This window comes from Streptomyces sp. NPDC021225 (genome assembly GCF_044332865.1).
GTDB lineage: Bacteria > Actinomycetota > Actinomycetes > Streptomycetales > Streptomycetaceae > Streptomyces.
Genome location: NZ_JBIRPV010000020.1, coordinates 14824 through 30661 on the forward strand (window position 1 = coordinate 14824; position 15838 = coordinate 30661).

Below are 15838 nucleotides of genomic sequence, written 5' to 3' on the forward strand. Positions count from 1 at the left end.
CCGTCCAGCGGGCCGACCCACGCAGGACCCATCGAAACGTCCTCGCGAACCCTGAGACAGAGCGCACGGACGGGCGCACAGCCACACACAACAGGAGCACGTACCACGCTCCGCACGCCCGTTCGTACAAGAATCTCGCCATCCGGGACACCACCTCTTAACGGTCGGGATGCGGCGAACTACGCTGGGTTTACGAATGCCCCGTGCCTATGCCGGGGCGGCCGTCCGCGCTGTCGAGGGGTACGCATGACCAGAGAGCCACGCGGGCCGAACGAGAAGCTCGGCACCGTTCTCGCCCTCGCGGGGATCAGCAATGCTGGGCTGGCGCGCAGAGTCAACGACCTCGGAGCCCAGCGTGGCCTGACGCTTCGCTACGACAAGACATCCGTGGCCCGATGGGTCTCGAAGGGCATGGTGCCCCAAGGCGCCGCGCCCCATCTGATTGCGGCCGCGATCGGGAGCAAACTCGGGCGGCCCGTACCACTCCATGAGATCGGGCTCGCCGACGCCGATCCGGCGCCCGAGGTCGGTCTCGCCTTCCCGCGCGACATCGCTCAGGCCGTGCGCTCGGCGACCGAGCTCTACCGGCTGGATCTGGCGGGTCGGCGCGGAGGCGGCGGGATTTGGCAGAGTCTGGCCGGATCCTTCGCGGTCAGCGCATATGCCACCCCGGCGTCCCGCTGGCTCATAACCCCGGCCGACCCGTCGGTCGCGCGCGAGCCCAAGGACGCCGAGAGCAGCGCCGGTCTGGACGGTTTAGCGCAGCGCGTCGGCCATAGCGACGTCACCAAGCTGCGCGAGGCCGCCGAGGACGCGCGCCGCTGGGACTCCAAGTACGGCGGCGGCGACTGGCGTTCGTCGATGGTGCCCGAGTGTCTGCGGGTCGACGCGGCGCCGCTGCTGCTCGGCTCGTACAGCGACGAGGTCGGCCGCTCCCTGTTCGGCGCCACCGCCGAACTGACCCGGCTCGCCGGGTGGATGGCCTTCGACACCGGCCAGCAGGAGGCCGCCCAGCGCTACTACATCCAGGCGCTGCGGCTCGCGCGCGCCGCGGCCGACGTCCCCTTGGGCGGCTATGTGCTGGCCTCCATGAGCCTTCAGGCCACCTACAGAGGTTTCGCCGACGATGGCGTGGACCTGGCCCAGGCCGCCGTGGAGCGCAACCGCGGCCTGGCCACCGCGCGCACCATGAGCTTCTTCCGTCTCGTCGAGGCCCGCGCCCAGGCCAAGGCCGGGGACGGGCCGGCCTGCGGCGCGGCGCTGAAGTCCGCCGAGGGCTGGCTCGAGCGGTCCCGGTCGGGCGACCCCGACCCGTCCTGGCTGGACTTCTACTCGCACGAGCGGTTCGCCGCCGACGCCGCCGAGTGCTACCGCGACCTCAGACTGCCGCGCCAGGTGCGGCGGTTCACCGAGCAGGCGCTGGCCAGACCGACCGAGGAGTTCGTCCGCTCCCACGGGCTGCGGCTCGTCGTGTCCGCCGTGGCCGAACTGGAGTCCGGCAATCTGGACGCGGCGTGCGCGGCGGGCGCCCGTGCCGTCGAGGTCGCCAACCGCATCTCGTCGGCGCGCACCACCGAGTACGTACGGGACCTGATGCACCGTCTGGAGGCGTACCGGGACGAGCCGCGCGTGGCCGAACTGCGGGAGCGGGCGCGTCCGCTGCTGATGGCGCCGGCGTGACGGCTGGCGGCCTCGGCCCCGGTTCGGGGTCCGGTCCCTGGGAGCCGCCCTGGGGGCCGCTCTGGGGGCCGCTCTGGGACCGGCCCGGGCCCAGCTCCGGCTCTGGTGGCATGATCACCTGACCCCGGCCGGGCGTCCGGGTGCCCTGTCGCCGATGACCGGGGTTTCGGATGGTTGTCAGTGGCGCGGGTCATGATAGTTACTCGACGGTCGAGTGAGTGGACTGTGCGTGGTGCGGGGAGGTGATGTGACGTGAAAGCGCTGGACTGCGATGTGCTGGTAGTCGGGGGCGGGATCGTCGGCCTGTCGACGGCGTATGCGATCACGCGCGCCGCGCCCGGCACCCGCGTGACCGTCCTGGAGAAGGAGGCCGGTCCCGCCCGCCACCAGACCGGGCGGAACAGCGGCGTGATCCACAGCGGCATCTACTACCGCCCGGGATCGCTGAAGGCGCGGTTCGCCGCCCAGGGCGCGGCGGAGATGGTCAAGTTCTGCGCCGAGCACGGCATCGCCCATGAGGTGACCGGCAAGCTCATCGTGGCGACGGAGCGGGCGGAGCTGCCCCGGCTGCACGCCCTCGTCCAGCGCGGCCGGGAGAACGGGATCCCGGTGCGCGAGCTCGGCCCCGCCCAGCTCGCGGAGTACGAACCATGGGTGCGCGGCCTGGCCGCCATCCATGTGGGCACGACGGGCATCTGCGACTTCAAGGCCGTGGCGGCCCGGCTGGCCCGCCTCGCGCGCGACGCCGGGGCGTCGGTGCGTTACGGAGCGGCGGTGCGCGCCATCGGGCGGCGCCCCTCGGCGGTCGCGGTCCGTCTGGCCGACGGGTCGGTGCTGCGGGCCCGGGCCCTGGTCAACTGCGCGGGTCTGCACTGCGACCGCGTCGCCCGGCTGGCGGGCGACGACCCGGGCATGCGGATCGTCCCCTTCCGCGGCGAGTACTACGAGCTGGTCCCCTCGCGCGCCTCCCTGGTGCGCGGCCTGGTCTACCCCGTCCCCGACCCGGCGTTCCCCTTCCTCGGCGTCCATCTGACCCGCGGCGTCGACGGCACCGTCCACATCGGGCCCAACGCGGTGCCCGCCCTCGCCCGGGAGGGCTACGCCTGGCACACGGTCCACCCGCGCGAGCTGGCCGGGACGCTGGCGTACCCCGGCTCCTGGCAGATAGCCCGCCGCCACTGGCGTTACGGGGCGGGGGAGCTACGCCGCTCGCTGTCCAAGCGCGCCTTCACCGACGCCGTCCGCCGGCTGCTCCCGGATGTCACGGCCGACGACCTGATACCGGCCCCGGCGGGCGTGCGCGCCCAGGCGGTGCTGCCCGACGGCACGCTGGTGGACGACTTCCTGATCAAGGAGTCCCCCCGCCTCGTCCATGTGCTCAACGCGCCCTCGCCCGCGGCGACGGCGTCCCTGCCGATCGGCCGGGAGGTCGCGCGGCGAGTGCTGGACCACCTCTGACACCGGACACCGGACACCGGGCCGCGAGCCCTGGGGCCCGGTCCCTGACGGCCTCGGCGACCGGCTCGGGCCCCCGGCCCGTCCCGAGAACCCCGCACTCCGGGGCCGTACCGCCAGGGCCCGTAGAATCGAAGCACTGTGTCCGAGAACAACGCCGCCCAGAGCCACGTCGCCGAGAACCACACCGCCGGGCGCCACACCGCCCCCGAGCCCCGAGCCGAGCGCACGCTGCCGCCCCCGCGCGACCGTCGCTCCGAGCCGATGTTCCCCGGCGGCCCCGTGGCCGACCCCGCCGGCTCGCACCACGAGCGCCGCATCCGCTCCTTCCGCCCCCGCCGCGGCCGGGTGACCCTCGGCCAGGGCGATGCGCTGCGCCGCCTGTGGGGGCAGTGGGGCCTGGATATCGACGGCCTCTCCCGCCTCGACCTCGGCGAGCTGTTCGGCGACCCGGACCTGCCGGTCGTCCTGGAGATCGGCTTCGGCATGGGCGAGGCCACCGCCCAGATGGCGGCCGCCGACCCGGGCACCGGCATACTGGCCGCCGATGTCCACACCCCCGGCCAGGGCAATCTGCTCGCTCTCGCGGAGCGGAAGAACCTTTCCAACATCCGGGTGGCCAACGGCGACGCGATCATCCTGCTGCGCGAGATGCTGGAGCCCGCCTCCCTCTCCGGGCTGCGCGTCTACTTCCCGGACCCCTGGCCCAAGAAGCGGCACCACAAGCGCCGCCTCATCCAGCCCGAGTTCATCGCCCTCGTCGCCACCCGGCTGCGCCCCGGCGCGCTGCTGCACTGCGCGACCGACTGGGAGCCGTACGCCGAGCAGATGCTCGAGGTCCTCACCGCCGACCCGCACTTCGAGAACACCCAGCCCGACGGCGGCTACAGCCCGCGCCCGGACTTCCGCCCGCTGACCAAGTTCGAGGGCCAGGGCCTGGAGAAGGGCCATGTCGTCCACGATCTGATCTTCCGCCGCAAGCACACATAGCGCCCTTTAGCGCCTGGGCATAATCCTCCGGTCCGCCTTTCCGTCGTTCGTTAGGGTCGTCAGGTGCACCAGCCCCCGCCCCCGCACCAGCAGCCCGGCCCACCGGCCACGACATACGGACAGCAGCCGTGGACCGACCCCGCGTCCGCGCCGCCGGCCGGAGACTGGCCGTACCCACCGCGCCGCCACTCCTGGGGCGACCGGCTGAGCGCGCTGTGGGACAACAAGTCCCTGCGCGCCACGGCACTGGTCGTTCTGCTGTCCCTCTCCGGGCTGGTCATCCTCGCGCTGGTCCGTGAGCAGACCGGCACCGAGGGCTTCCTGGTCGGCCTGGGCCTGGCCACCCTGCCCGTACCGCTGCTCATCGCCGCGTTCCGCTGGATGGACCGCGTCGAACCCGAGCCCGTACGGAACCTGATCTTCGCCTTCGCCTGGGGCGCCTGCGCCGCGACCCTCGTCGCCCTCATCGCGAACGGCTTCGCCACCGAGTGGCTCATGACCACCGTCGCCGACTCCACCCCCTCCGGCCAGGCCGACGCCGACACCTGGGGCGCCACCTTCGTCGCCCCCGTCGTCGAGGAGAGCGCCAAGGCCGCCGCCGTCCTCCTCCTCTTCCTCTTCCGGCGCCGCGACTTCAACGGGATAGTCGACGGCGTCGTCATCGCCGGAATCACCGCCACCGGCTTCGCCTTCACCGAGAACATCCTGTACCTCGGCACGGCCTTCGTCAGCGACCAGGAGTTCGGCTACTCGGGCATCCGCTCCACCACCGCCGCGACCTTCTTCATCCGCGCGGTGATGTCCCCCTTCGCCCACCCCCTCTTCACCGCCGCCACCGGCATCGGCTTCGGCATCGCCGCCGCGGCCGCCCAGCACCAGCGGGCGCGCCGCGTCCTCGTCCCCATCGCCGCCCTGCTGGGCGCCATGGTCCTGCACGGCCTCTGGAACGGCTCCGCCACCTTCGGCGGCTACGGCTTCCTCGCCGTCTACGCCCTCTTCATGGTCCCCGTCTTCGGCCTGCTGATCTGGCTGGTCATCTGGTCCCGCAACAAGCAGCTGCGCACCATACGCGCCCAGCTCCCCGCCTACCAGGCCGCCGGCTGGCTCACCCCGCCCGAGCCCATAGCCCTCTCCTCCATGCGCGCCCGAGGCATCGCCCGCGACCTCGCCCGCCGCGCCCAGGGCCCGGCCGCCGCCCGCGTCGTCGCCGACTACACCGCGACCGCCACCTCACTCGCCTTCCTCCGCCACCGCGCCTACCTCGGAACGGCGGGCCCCGACTTCACCACCCGCGAGCGCGAGCTCCTGGACCGCCTCTGGCAACACCGCGAAACCGCCCAACCGGCCCTCGCCCACGCGGCCCTCTCGGTCCCCCTCCCCCGCCGCCCCATCCCGGGGCCGCACCCAGGGATGATGCCCCCGCCGTACTGGCACTCCCCCCAGGCCACCTACGCCCCGCCCGGCCCCTACGGCTACCCCGCGTGGCCCCCGGCCGGCCAGCCGCCGCGGCCGCAGGGTCAGCCGTGACGCCTGGGTAGCCGCCATAGCGGCTGCCAGTCGCACGCTGGAGAACCGTTCCTGCTAGTCGACAAATCCCCAGGTAGCGGCAGACTCCGAGCCCGCCCATCCGTCGACAGTCTTCCAAATCGAAGCGATGCCAAGCCCTTCGAGGTACGCCGCATACGCTCCGATGTCTTCGGTGAAGAGCGCGAGCAAGTGCGGCTTGGGGTGCCCCTCCTGCTCATACAGAAAGTGGTTGTACTCGAAGAGCTGCCCCACGGCCTCGCGGACCGCCTTGGTGGGGTTTCCGCGCTTCACCGTCTTGGCTTCCACCAGCCACTCGATCCCGTCCTTCCGCAAGACGAGGTCCTTGGGATGCGTGGCCTTGTTGATGGGCACGAAGTCTCGCTCGTTGACATAGTGGCTAAAGGCCTCGAGGAGCACCTCATGGCTGCGCAACTTGATGATCGTCCGCTTCGGGATACGCGCGACGTAGTCGCTGCCGTCCTTCGGCCGGAACCCATCGAGGCCCTGAAACTCGACGTGTGGCTTCTTCCTTGAGCCCTTAACTTCCGGCCCGCCTGACGTCTCCGCGCCGTTGAGCTCCTTCTCCACCGCCGCTGCATGCTGAAGGACTTCAGCCATGTGCCAAAGATCTTCGCGCAAGTTGATCTCGGGCGGCATGGAGGCCGTGCTGTAGCACCTCGCCACGACGCTTCCGGACTCGTACGAACGCGCCCGATGGACCTTGGACTTGAAGTCGGGCCGGACGCGCCAGCCGTCGACAAGCTCGTCCGGGAGCCCCGCGAGCAGAGCCTGCGCCCTCTTCTCTAGATAATCGCGGCGCTTCTGCCCCGTGCCCAACTCACCCGCGAGCGACGTCACACCCTGCTGGAGGGTGAGCGTCACCGTGTTGAGATCTTCAGCGAAAATGTAGGCGAGGTAGAGGCCCTTCTTGGGGTCGCGGTTGATGTCGCGGTCGTACACGCCGATCCACGGAGTCTTGCTTGCACCGCCGCTGCCGCCATTGCCCTCAGCCTCAAAACCCACCGGCACGATGTGCGCCCACTCGCCCCCTACCGCTCGAAGGCGATCTTGGGCAGGCACCCCGTTCGCGTTCTTCGCACCTGCGTCGTAAGTACTAGCAACATCAAGGAGCAGATCACGTATGCCCATGCTCAGAAACTATGCACCACCCGACCGACAGTGACCGTTAGCGATCAACTCTGGTCATCGCGCACCATGTGGCGTGTCTTCCCTCGAATCGCCTCGATCGTCGGAGGTGGCTGGTAGAACACCACATGGACTGATGAGTTGAGGGGGCCCTGTCATGACCGCTGCTTTCCACGACCCGACACGCCCTGCGCCAGGCTTGTACGAGCGGCTGATCACGTCTCGACTCGAAGCCCAACTTGAGGCGCTGGACACCAACACGTGGCGGGCCATCAAGCAAACGGTCGGGGAGCAGTCCTCCCCTCACGTGCTCGCCCGCCACATCGCCGAGACAGTCCAACAGATCTTCCTCACCCTGCCGCCCGCAGAGCAGGTCACCGCAGCCAACCACATCCTCGAATCCATCAGCACGATCGACGGGGCCAAGCAGTGGGTCGATCTCATCGCGGACGGCCCCCGCCAGTTGATCGCCATCGCCGAGCAGCAGGCACCGGGCGTCTACGCCGTACGACCGGCCACCCCGCTCTCGGAGACGGCCCTCATCACCAACTCCCCGGAGGACCCCAACCTCGGCTTCGAGCTCCGCGCCGAGCTGGCAACCGCAGACCGAGTCGACCTGCTCTGCGCCTTCGTGAAGTGGCACGGTCTCCGGGTTCTGGAAGAGTCGCTCGCCGCAGCCCGCGATCGCGGCGTGCCGATCCGCGTCATCACAACGACATACATCGGCGCCACGGAACGACGAGCCCTAGATCGGCTCGCCGAGGAGTTCAACGCCGAGGTCAAGGTCAACTACGAGGTGCGCTCCACCCGTCTCCACGCGAAAGCTTGGTTGTTCCGACGCAACAGCGGCTACGACACCGCCTACGTCGGGAGTTCCAACCTCTCCAAGACAGCTCTTCTCGACGGGCTCGAATGGAACGTCCGCCTGTCCTCCATAGCCACGCCGGCCGTCTTGAAGAAGTTCGAGGCCACTTTCGACTCGTACTGGAGCGAGCCCGCCTTCGAGACCTACGACCCCACCAACGATGGCAGCAGGTTGCAGGAAGCGCTCCTCCTAGCCGGTGGGAAGCAACAGGGCGACACCCACGCAATCAGCCTCTCCGGACTTGAGGTACGGCCGTATCCGCACCAACAAGACATGTTGGAACGTCTTCGCATCGAGCGCGATATCCACGACCGACACCGCAACCTGCTCGTTGCGGCCACGGGCACCGGCAAGACCGTCATGGCTGCCCTGGACTACCGGGCTCTACGGAAGCAACGTGAAGGGCGTCCGCTCAGCCTCCTCTTCGTCGCTCACCGCCAGGAGATCCTGAAGCAGTCGCTTCGCACCTATCAAGACGTGCTCGTAGACGCGAACTTCGGGGAGTTGCTGGTCGGCGGGGAGGTTCCACGGGACTGGACACATGTCTTTGCCAGCGTTCAGTCTCTCAATGCCCGCTCACTGGAGCACCTCGCCCCCGATCACTTCGATGTGGTGGTCATCGACGAGTTCCACCATGGGGTTGCTCGGACCTACCGGCGCATCATTGATCACTTCGAGCCGATGGAGCTCCTTGGGCTCACCGCCACACCCGAGCGCGCGGATGGCCGGAACGTCCAAGACGAGTTCTTCGATGGGCACATCGCCGCCGAGATGCGGCTGTGGGAAGCGCTGGAGAACGACCTCCTCAGCCCCTTCCACTACTTCGGCATTGCCGACAACACCAACCTGGAAGGGCTCACCTGGAAGCAAGGCGCCTACGACACGGGGGAGCTAAGCCAGCTCTACACCGCAGATCACGCCCGTGCGCGTCTCATCGTGAAGGCCGTGCAGGAGAAGGTGACGGATCCAGCCTCAATGCGGGCGCTGGGGTTCTGTGTCTCCGTGGCGCACGCTCACTTCATGGCGGACCGCTTCCGTGTGGCCGGTGTCCGCGCCACAGCCCTCGACGGGTCCACCCCGGCCCCCGAGCGTGCCCAGGCCCTCGCCGACCTGCGGGACGGCAAACTACAAATCATCTTCTCCGTGGACTTGCTCAATGAAGGGCTCGACATCCCCGATGTAGACACCCTTCTGCTGCTGCGCCCCACTTCCAGCGCCACGGTGTTCCTCCAGCAACTTGGACGTGGGCTGCGCCGTACGCCAGACAAGGCCGTACTCACCGTGCTCGACTTCATTGGGCAGCATCGCAAAGAGTTCCGCTTCGAGGACCAGTTCCGCGCGCTGACAAACTTCACGCGAAACCGACTCGCCGAGCACATCGAGCATGACTTCCCGCAACTCCCTTCCGGCTGCGAGATCATCCTGGACCGCAAATCAAAAGAGCGGATCCTCGACAACATCCGGAGCCAGATCAACGTCAACATACGGCAGCTAACGCTAGAGGTCGCCGCGTACGCCGAGCCCCGGCTTAGCGCATACCTACAGGAGAGCCAGCGCGAGCTCAAAGAGCTTTACCGGGCCAACAACTCTTGGACCCGCCTCCTCCGGCGAGCCAATCTGCTCACCGACGACGCACCCGAGGGTGAGGAGCAACTCCTCAAGCGTGTGTCGGCGTTCTTGCACGTCGACGACCCACAGCGCGTGGACGCCTACAGCCGCATGCTGGCCGACGACGCCCCCTCGTACGACTCGCTCGACGCCGCAGGACAGGCGTATGCCCGGATGCTGTTTTTCTCCCTATGGCCGCTTGGCGGAGAGTTTGCAAGTTACTCCGAGGGGTTCGAGTCACTGCGCTGCCAGAAGGCATTCCGAAGCGAACTACGCCAGGTCCTTGCCTACAACCTGGAGCGCACCGACCATTACCCGATTCCGCTCCTGGGCGAGCACAGCACGATTCCGCTGACCGTCCATGCTTCGTATAGTCGCGAAGAGATCCTGCCCGCCCTCGGCCAGGCCGATGTCGGCGGCTCCCTGCCGGGGCATTTCCGGGAAGGCGTGAAGTGGTGCGAGGGGTTCAAGACCGATGCGCTTTTGATCACGCTTGAAAAGGACGACAAGGACTTCTCGCCACAGACGCGCTACAAGGACTACGCCATGAGCCCAGAGCGCTTCCACTGGGAATCGCAGAACCAGACGTCCGACGCGTCTACCACGGGCCTGCGCTATCAGCAGCACAAGGAGCGTGGCACACAGGTCCTGCTCTTCGTACGGCGCTACAAGAAGACGGACATCGGCGGGCCACAGCCGTGGATGCTGCTCGGCCCGGCCGAGTACGAGTCCCACGAAGGCAGCAAGCCCATGGGCATCGTCTGGCGACTCAAGCACGAGTTGCCCGCCGACGTCTGGACCTACTCGGCCATCGCAGCTGGATGAGCGGATGCGCGGGCCGCTGGCAGATCTGCCTCGAAGTGCATCTGGGCGCGGTCGAGGATGTCGTCCGGATCCAGCCCTTGGGCCACAACCCAGTGCAGAAGATCAATGATGAGGCTGGTGGTCGACTCCTCCAGGACGGCCCGACGAGGAAGCCGCGCCGCCGGGAGGTCGACGGCGCGGCCGTAGGTCTCCATCACGGTCGTTGCACGCTGGATGCGGCGCCGATTCTCGTCCGGCGGCAGGGCTAGTTCGCACCAGACGGCCTTGCCCGCAGCGGTCCGGATCGTGCCCCATGCGGCTGCCACGCCGACGAGCAGGTGCAGGCCACGGCCGCATTCGGCATCGCATCCGGACGCAAGCCACTGAGGTTCGTGATGGCTCTTGTCGTGGAGTTCCACGCGGAGTTGATCCGCTCCGGCGTCGAGGACGAGGGTGGCTGCGGTGCCCTCCCCCACGTGCTTGATGACATTCGAGGCCAGCTCCGTGACGGCCAGCTGCGCCTCGTCGACGAGTGGCGACATCCCCCAGGCAGCGAGCTGCGCTCTCACGGTTCGCCGGAGCCCGGCGAGCTGAGGCGGCTCGGCGTTGAAGGGGAGGACACATCGGCGTTGGTCGGGTTTGGTGACTGAGAAGCGGTACATGGCCACACTCCCTCGGGCGCTACGTCAGCGCTGCGCCCAGCCGTGTCCGTACGACTGCGCTGCGTAGCCTCACTCTGCGAGTATGGCATTGAGAAGTCTCACCATGTAACTTCTCACAAAACTCGGAAGAGTGAATCTGCTGGGGCATCAACTTCCATGACTCATAGCCTGGTTGCCGCTGGTCGCAGTCGCAGGCCAGTGCAGAGGGAGAGGGAGCCGCCATGTCAGTGCGGGCTACTACGCGCCGCCGTCAGCTCGGCGCCATGATGCGCAAGTTCCGGGCGCGCAAGGGGATGACGCTGGAGGAGGCCGGTCGGCTCGTCGGCGTCTCGAAGGCGACCGTCAGTCGGTACGAGACACAGGAAGGGCCCGTGAAATGGCCCATCGTGGACGCCTTATGCCGTGAGTACGGGGCAAGCGACGCCGAGCGCAAGGCCGTGGTGTGCCTGGCCAAGGATGCGAAGCAGCAGGGTTGGTGGAGCTCCTTCGACGGCCTCGAAGAGACGATGAACCTCCTGCTCACGCTCGAGGACGAAGCCGTCCGGGAAGACCACTTTGCGTGCCTCTATGTGCCGGGCCTCCTACAAACACGCAGCTATACGGAGGCTGTGCAGCACGCATCCGAGATGCGGGTGTCAGCGGAGGAGGTCGAGCGCCTGGTCGATCTCCGTATGAAGCGGCAGGAGATCCTGACCCGCGCACAGCCACCGCACCTGTGGGCCATCCTCGACGAGTCGGTGATCCGGCGGGTGGTCGGCTCCCCTGATGTGATGCGGGAACAACTTGATCACCTGCTGCATGCCAACGAATCTCCCGGCATCACGCTACAAGTGCTGCCCTTCGCCAAGGGGGCTCACTCGGCGGCGATGGGAAGCTTTGTGATCCTCGGCGGCGCGGAGCCCTCGCTCGACGTTGTGTACGTTGATATCCACGTCGGCTCGATCCTTATGGAGAAAGACGGAGAGTTGGAGCGCTACCGGCGCGCATTCGACTACCTTCGCGCCCAGGCGTTGGACATGGCTTCGTCCTCCGCCCTCATCGAACGCGTCCGTGAGGAGTTCTGATGCGCGAAGTGCCGATATCCGTCGCAGGCGACGCCTGGTTCAAGTCCTCATACAGCGGCGCCGGACAGACCGAGTGCGTCGAAGCAGCCTTCCGTACAGGTGGCATCGCCGTACGGGACTCCAAGGATCCGGAGAGCGCCGTGCTCGCGTTCTCGGCTTGCGCCTGGGGGGACTTCGTCGCGGCCATGCGTCGCGGGCAGGCGGCGGGTGGCGTCCAGCTCGGCTAGGACGGCTAGGACAGTGGCGGCTCGTACAGCAGAGAGGATGCGTAGCCCTCATCCTCATCCCACGGGATGTCCAGGTCGTCCATGTGCACCCGCCACTCGGCATCCGGCAGGGCCCGGCGCAGCTCGGTCACGGAGTCGAGCAGGTGGGCGAGCACCGGCATGAGCCGGTCGGGGTCGTGGGGCATCTTGGTGGATCCGGCCAGGATCTCGCCCGGCCCGCAACCGTCGTTTTCGTAGAGGTAAAGGGTCTCCTCGTCCTCATAGGGGAAGGTCGCCTGGCGGGTGGCGGCGATGCGCGCCACCTCGGCTCCCTCGGCTTCGGTCAGCGGCGTCGGTCGGCGCCCCTGGTAGTAGAGGGATACGCCCATGCGTCGAGCGTAGGGGCAGACGAAACGACATACGGGGCGCGGGCCGCCGCCCGCTGACCGCCATGCGGGGCAGGGGGTCGTGTCGGTCCGGTGGGGTTTCGGCGGGGGTCGGCATCGTGGTGGCACCTGTGACATGAGGAGGAGGCCGCCATGAGGACACTGACGCGTTGGGCCGCAGCTGTGGTGACCGGGGCGGTGGTCGCGGTGTCGGCCGCCGTCTGCGGGTCCGCGGTGGCGGTCGGTGAAGGGGGGCGGGAGGAGGCGCGGGGCCGCCGGTTCGAGGTGCGTGTGCACAACGCTTCGGGGTGTCGGCTGGTGCGCACCGACTACGGGCTGACGGCGGGGAAATTCGTCAAGCGGCCCTCGGCGACCCTGGGCAAGGGGCAGGACGGCGGGTTCACGGCGCGGTCCCGGGCAGGGTCGCTCCGGGGGGTCGCGGGCAGTGTCGAGTACACGGCGAAGAACTGCGACGCGAGCTGGCGCAATGGGCACGCGACCCGGCTCACCTTCGGCGTTCCGTACAGCGGGATGAACAGCTTCAGCACGGACGGCGGCGGGGCCTTCGGCACCAGGCTGTCCGGGGGAAGCGGGCCGCGCGCCGTGCTCAGTTGGCGCGTGGGGAGGTAGTGGCCCGGAGCTGTTGCGGAGTCGGTGCTTGATCATGACCTCGTCGGCGCGTACGGCCGCCGCGCCGGGCATAGGGTCGAGGCACTGGACCCTCACAGTGGAGGTAAGAGGTCATGGCCGGAATTCCGGCAGGTGTGGTGGCCGCGGGCGGGCTCGTCGGCGGGTACGGGGTCGCGCGCTGGACCAAGAAGCGGCAGCTGGGCGGGGTGGCCCTGGCGGCGGCCGGGGTGGTGGCCGCGCGTGGGTGGCGGCAGAAGGCGGGGACCGGGACGGCCGCGGCGCTGAGCGGGCTGTACGTGGCGGCCTTCGCCGGGTCGCATCCGCTGGCCAAGAAGCTGGGTGCCTGGCCGTCCGTCCTCACCGTGGCCGGCGGGGTCGCCGCCGCGTCCTGGGCCGCCGCCGATCGGCGGAGTGCCGGGGCGGCCGCCCAGTCCTGAGGGGCGTGATGAGCTTCTGTGCGGCGGGGAGGCGTCAGGGCCTCCCCGCCGTTTGTGCTCTGCGGAAGCCGCGGCCTTACTCCGACGCCGACGTCAGCAGCGCCAGCTCCTCCGCCGTCAGCTTCAGCTCCGCCACCGCCAGCAGCGCCGGCAGCTGGTCCACCGTACGCGCGCTCGCGATCGGGGCCACGACCGTCGGCTGGGCCGCGAGCCAGGCCAGGGCGACCGTCGCGTGCTGGGCGCCGTGGTTGGCCGCCACGTCGTCGAGGGCGGCGAGGACCTTCTGGCCGCGCTCGGTGTCCAGGTACTTGGCCGCGCCCTCGGCCCGGGCGCTGTCGACCTTGGCGCCGGGGCGGTACTTGCCGGTGAGGAAGCCGGACGCGAGGGCGTAGTACGGGACGGTCGCCACGCCGTGGCGGGCGGCGACATCGGCGAGCGGGCCCTCGAAGGTGTCGCGGGAGACCAGGTTGTAGTGCGGCTGGAGGGCCACGTAGCGGGCCAGGCCCTCCTTCGCCGAGAAGTCCAGGGACGCCTCGAGGCGCTCGGCGGAGATGTTGGAGGCCGCGATCTGGCGGACCTTGCCCGCCTTCACCAGCTCGTCCAGCGTGGAGATGATCTCCTCCACCGGCACCGAGGTGTCGTCGTAGTGCGTGTAGTAAAGGTCGATGTAGTCGGTGCGCAGACGCTTCAGGGACTCGTCGACGCCCGTCTTGATCGCCGCGGCGGACAGGCCGCGGGGGGTCGGGACACCGGCCCCGACCTTGGTCGCGAGGACGATGTCGGCGCGGTTGCCCCGGGAGGCGAACCAGTTGCCGAGGATGGTCTCGGACTCCCCGCCCGAGTTGCCCGGCACCCACGCGGAGTAGACGTCCGCGGTGTCGATGAAGTTGCCGCCCGCCGCCACGTAGGCGTCGAGCACGGCGAAGGACTCGGCCTCGTCCGCCGTCCAGCCGAAGACGTTCCCACCGAGTGACAGGGGGAACACGGACAGGTCCCCGAGCTGCTTGCGGTTGTCGGTCTGCTTGTTGTCAGCCATGCGTTATTTCAGCGCGGTGGCGGAAGGGCGTATTCCCATCCCTGAGCGGGTTCACCCTCGCGAAAAAAACCGGCGACCTTGGCGTCAAGGGGGGAGAGAGCGCCAAGGCCGCCGGGGTGCGGGGGCCGGACCGGTCGGACCGGTCTATAGGGCCTGCGGGGACGGGAGCGCGGCGGTCACGGGGTCAGGCCGTGGTCGCGGAGCCAGGGCATCGGGTTGATCGGGCTGCCGCCGCCCGGGCGGACCTCCAGGTGGAGGTGCGGGCCGGTCACGTTGCCCGTGGCGCCGACGCGGCCGATGACCTCGCCCGTCGTCACCGAGCCCGACGTACGGACCATCGACGACAGGTGGCAGTACCAGATCTCGGTGCCGTCGTTCAGCTTGAGCACGATGCGGTAGCCGTACGAACCGGCCCACCCGGCCGAGGTGATGGTGCCGCCGTGGACCGCCTTGACCGGGGTGCCGGTCGGGGCGGCGAAATCCTGGCCGGTGTGGTCGGCCGACCACATGTCGCCGGCCTGGCCGAACGACGCGGTCAGGGTGTACGAGGCGACGGGCAGGGTGTACTGGGCGGCGAGCTTGGCCAGGCGCTCGGCCTCGGCCTTCTTCCTGGCCGCCTCCTCCGCCTTCCGCTTGGCCTCCGCCTCGGCGGCCTTCTTCTTGGCCTCGGCCTCGGCCTTGCGCTTCGCCTCCGCGTCGGAGGCCTTCTTGGCAGCGGTGGCGGCCTTCTCGGCGGCCTGCTTGGCGGCGGCGTCGGCCGCGGCGTCGCGCTGCGACTCGTCGGCGGCGTTCTGCTGGTTCTCGGCCTGCTGGAGGATGCGGGCGCGCAGTGCCTCGCCTGCGTCGGTGGCGCCGTTCTCCTCGTCCTCGGAGGTCAGGCCGGCCGTGGAGAGGGGGGTGGCGGTGGTGGAGCCGTCGGAGTCGGAACCGGAGTCGGAGAACAGCGCGCCGATGCCGGGCAGGTCCTTGGCGTCGGGGAGGGCGTCCTGCACCTGACCGGCGACGTGCGCCAGGTCCGGCATGGATATGGGGGCCTTGGGGCGGTCCTTGGCGGTCGCCATCCCGCCGGCGCCGACCGCCGCGATCACGCCGACGCCGAGGACGGCGCCGCTGCGGGCCATGGTGCCGCCGCGCTGCTTGGGGACGCGGTGCTTGCCGCGTACGGGGGCTATGGACTCCTCGGTGGGATTCCACTCCTCCCAGGTCTCGGTGTCCTGGTCGGCCCCCGCCTTGGCGGCCGGTTCGAACCAGGAGCCGTAGCGGACCGCGGTCCCGGTACCGGTGTCGACACCGGACCGGCGGGTCGGAGCTTCTTCAAGGGCAGACCTGTTGGACGCCACGC

The 15838-nt window shown here is 69.2% G+C and carries 14 protein-coding genes; 9 read left to right on the top strand and 5 right to left on the bottom strand.

Features of this window, described 5'->3' with window-relative positions; all coding sequences use genetic code 11:
- The first annotated feature begins 246 nt into the window (after positions 1-246).
- From ACH4S9_RS44745 to ACH4S9_RS44760, 4 genes are all read left to right on the top strand, one after another.
- Positions 247-1680, top strand: a complete 1434-nt coding sequence (locus tag ACH4S9_RS44745) for an MFS transporter (protein ID WP_311729068.1) — start codon at positions 247-249, stop codon at positions 1678-1680.
- Between the two features lie 252 nt (positions 1681-1932).
- The gene (gene lhgO, locus ACH4S9_RS44750) at positions 1933-3138 is read left to right on the top strand and encodes an L-2-hydroxyglutarate oxidase (protein ID WP_311729069.1); all 1206 of its coding nucleotides are present in this window, start codon (positions 1933-1935) and stop codon (positions 3136-3138) included.
- A 138-nt stretch (positions 3139-3276) separates the two neighbouring features.
- A complete protein-coding gene (gene trmB, locus ACH4S9_RS44755) occupies positions 3277-4125 on the top strand; it encodes a tRNA (guanosine(46)-N7)-methyltransferase TrmB (protein WP_398377334.1) in 849 nt (282 codons plus the stop codon).
- A 63-nt stretch (positions 4126-4188) separates the two neighbouring features.
- Positions 4189-5652, top strand: coding sequence for a PrsW family intramembrane metalloprotease (locus ACH4S9_RS44760; RefSeq protein WP_398377336.1), 1464 nt, complete (start codon positions 4189-4191; stop codon positions 5650-5652).
- A gap of 54 nt (positions 5653-5706) precedes the next feature.
- Here the strand turns inward: ACH4S9_RS44760 and ACH4S9_RS44765 are convergent, their stop codons facing one another.
- Entirely contained in the window at positions 5707-6801 is a 1095-nt protein-coding gene (locus tag ACH4S9_RS44765) for an MrcB family domain-containing protein (RefSeq protein ID WP_398377338.1), read from the bottom strand.
- Between the two features lie 154 nt (positions 6802-6955).
- Between ACH4S9_RS44765 and ACH4S9_RS44770 the strand changes: the two genes are divergently transcribed.
- Positions 6956-10096, top strand: a complete 3141-nt coding sequence (locus ACH4S9_RS44770) for a DUF3427 domain-containing protein (RefSeq protein WP_398377340.1) — start codon at positions 6956-6958, stop codon at positions 10094-10096.
- Here the strand turns inward: ACH4S9_RS44770 and ACH4S9_RS44775 are convergent.
- On the bottom strand, positions 10072-10737 hold the full coding sequence (locus tag ACH4S9_RS44775) for an ATP-binding protein (protein ID WP_398377342.1): 666 nt from the start codon (positions 10735-10737) through the stop codon (positions 10072-10074). The two genes, ACH4S9_RS44770 and ACH4S9_RS44775, sit on opposite strands and share 25 nt — an antisense overlap.
- A 221-nt stretch (positions 10738-10958) precedes the next feature.
- Here ACH4S9_RS44775 and ACH4S9_RS44780 point away from each other — a divergent pair, with 221 nt between their 5' ends.
- Both ACH4S9_RS44780 and ACH4S9_RS44785 read left to right on the top strand, forming a co-directional pair.
- Positions 10959-11801, top strand: coding sequence for a helix-turn-helix transcriptional regulator (locus tag ACH4S9_RS44780; protein WP_311729081.1), 843 nt, complete (start codon positions 10959-10961; stop codon positions 11799-11801).
- Positions 11801-12028, top strand: a complete 228-nt coding sequence (locus ACH4S9_RS44785; protein WP_398377344.1) for a DUF397 domain-containing protein — start codon at positions 11801-11803, stop codon at positions 12026-12028. Before ACH4S9_RS44780 ends, ACH4S9_RS44785 begins: the two co-directional genes overlap by 1 nt.
- 5 nt (positions 12029-12033) lie before the next feature.
- Here ACH4S9_RS44785 and ACH4S9_RS44790 read toward each other — a convergent pair whose 3' ends face one another.
- Complete coding sequence (locus ACH4S9_RS44790; RefSeq protein ID WP_398377345.1) at positions 12034-12396, bottom strand: hypothetical protein; 363 nt, start codon at positions 12394-12396, stop codon at positions 12034-12036.
- A gap of 150 nt (positions 12397-12546) precedes the next feature.
- Here ACH4S9_RS44790 and ACH4S9_RS44795 point away from each other — a divergent pair, with 150 nt between their 5' ends.
- Together ACH4S9_RS44795 and ACH4S9_RS44800 are read left to right on the top strand one after the other, a co-directional pair.
- On the top strand, positions 12547-13023 hold the full coding sequence (locus tag ACH4S9_RS44795; RefSeq protein ID WP_398377347.1) for a hypothetical protein: 477 nt from the start codon (positions 12547-12549) through the stop codon (positions 13021-13023).
- Positions 13024-13136: 113 nt separating this feature from the next.
- Complete coding sequence (locus tag ACH4S9_RS44800; protein WP_311729086.1) at positions 13137-13460, top strand: hypothetical protein; 324 nt, start codon at positions 13137-13139, stop codon at positions 13458-13460.
- Positions 13461-13536: 76 nt separating this feature from the next.
- On the opposite strand, the gene ACH4S9_RS44805 is transcribed toward ACH4S9_RS44800, so the two are convergent.
- Positions 13537-14496, bottom strand: coding sequence for an aldo/keto reductase (locus tag ACH4S9_RS44805; RefSeq protein WP_311729087.1), 960 nt, complete (start codon positions 14494-14496; stop codon positions 13537-13539).
- 176 nt (positions 14497-14672) lie between these two features.
- The gene (locus tag ACH4S9_RS44810) at positions 14673-15836 is read right to left on the bottom strand and encodes a M23 family metallopeptidase (RefSeq protein ID WP_398377349.1); all 1164 of its coding nucleotides are present in this window, start codon (positions 15834-15836) and stop codon (positions 14673-14675) included.
- Between the last annotated feature and the right edge of the window lie 2 nt (positions 15837-15838).